Origin of the sequence: Vibrio ordalii ATCC 33509 (genome assembly GCA_000257205.1) — a bacterium.
GTDB lineage: Bacteria > Pseudomonadota > Gammaproteobacteria > Enterobacterales > Vibrionaceae > Vibrio > Vibrio ordalii.
The window spans coordinates 1-1,593 of sequence record AEZC01000016.1 but is presented as its reverse complement, the minus strand read 5'-3'; the positions used below and the strand labels follow the sequence as shown (position 1 = coordinate 1,593).

1 protein-coding gene is annotated in these 1,593 nt (G+C 42.2%); it reads left to right on the top strand.

Annotation, left to right across the window (positions count from 1 at the left end; genetic code table 11):
* Positions 1 to 48: 48 nt before the first annotated feature.
* On the top strand, positions 49 to 1,356 hold the full coding sequence (locus tag VOR_RS0101335) for an anaerobic C4-dicarboxylate transporter (protein ID WP_029626800.1): 1,308 nt from the start codon (positions 49 to 51) through the stop codon (positions 1,354 to 1,356).
* The last annotated feature ends 237 nt before the right edge of the window (positions 1,357 to 1,593 follow it).

Genomic DNA, 1,593 nt, shown 5'->3' with positions numbered 1-1,593 from the left:
GCCATCTGAATATTCAGATAATTAAATTAAAAATAATGAGGTATCCACATGGTAATAGTTGAACTGTTTATTGTTCTGCTCTTTATATTCTTAGGAGCAAGAATGGGTGGTATTGGAATTGGCCTAGCTGGTGGCGCAGGGGTCATTGCCCTTTCATTACTGTTAGGTGTTCCAACTAACCAATCTTTCATTCCTGTCGACGTCATTTTGATCATCATGTCTGTCATCACAGCAATTGCAGCAATGCAAGTTGCAGGTGGCATGGACTGGTTAGTTCAAATCGCCGAAAATTTTTTACGCAAACATCCTGAACGAATTACTTTTTATGCCCCGATTGTCACGTTCTTAATGACATTATTGGCAGGTACTGGCCACACCGCTTTTTCAACGTTGCCAGTCATTGCCGAAGTAGCAAAAGGTCAAGGTATCCGCCCTTCTCGACCACTATCAATTGCGGTTGTTGCATCACAAATTGCAATTACCGCCTCTCCGATTTCGGCGGCAGTAGTAGCCTTTGCCGCAATGTTGGCACCGTTTGGGGTTGATTACCTCACGTTATTAGCCGTTTGTATTCCAACCACGTTTGTCGCTTGCATGATTGGAGCCTTTGTGGCCAACTTTATGGGAAGTGAGCTAAAAGATGATCCTGAATATCAGGATCGCTTAGCCAAAGGTTTAATCAAACTCAATACCGAACAAAAACGTGAAATTCTACCCACAGCAAAACGCGCGACATTCATTTTCATTGGCACAATTTTCTTTGTTGTTTGCTATGCCGCCGCTATTTCTGGCTCTGTTGGTCTTATCGAAAACCCAGCCTTAGGGCGTAACGAAGCCATCATGACTTTCATGCTAGCGGCCTCAGCAGCGATTGTGCTATTTACTAAAATTGATGCAGCGAAAATTCCATCAGCCGCAACATTCCGCTCAGGTATGACTGCTTGTGTTTGCGTCTTGGGTGTAGCTTGGTTAGGTTCAACCTTCGTCAACGCACACGTTGCTGGAATTAAAGAGGTTGCAGGGGCGCTGCTGTCTGACTACCCTTGGATGCTAGCTCTGGTTCTATTTTTCGCGTCTATGCTACTTTACTCTCAAGGAGCAACGACGGTTGCACTAATGCCAGCAGCATTAGCAATTGGAGTCGCACCATTAACGGCAGTGGCCTCTTTTGCTGCTGTCAGCGCTCTGTTTGTACTCCCTACCTACCCAACCCTACTTGCAGCAGTTGAAATGGATGATACTGGTTCTACTCGTATTGGTAAGTATGTGTTCAACCATCCATTCTTTATACCAGGCGTTGCAACCATTTCTTCAGCCGTAGCTTTAGGCTTTGTCTTCGGTAGCTTATTTATTTAATACGCTATTGAAAATAAAAAAGGGAGCTAAAGCTCCCTTTTTTATTTGTCACGTATAAAATATTGATACATATCAACAAAGCAATAAATAATCACTTCTCTTCACTCATTCAGCTTAATGAATAAAATTTCAATATATTTACCCTACAACGATTATCCGCCTATCTCCATGTCTTCGAATAAAAAGCGTAAGAATATAATTCCATTATTTATACTCAATTACCCTAAATTAAATTCC

Excerpts from the sequence above, each read along its gene's own strand:
- VOR_RS0101335 (WP_029626800.1), top strand. The coding sequence starts at position 49 with ATGGTAATAGTTGAACTGTTTATTGTTCTGCTCTTTATATTCTTAGGA.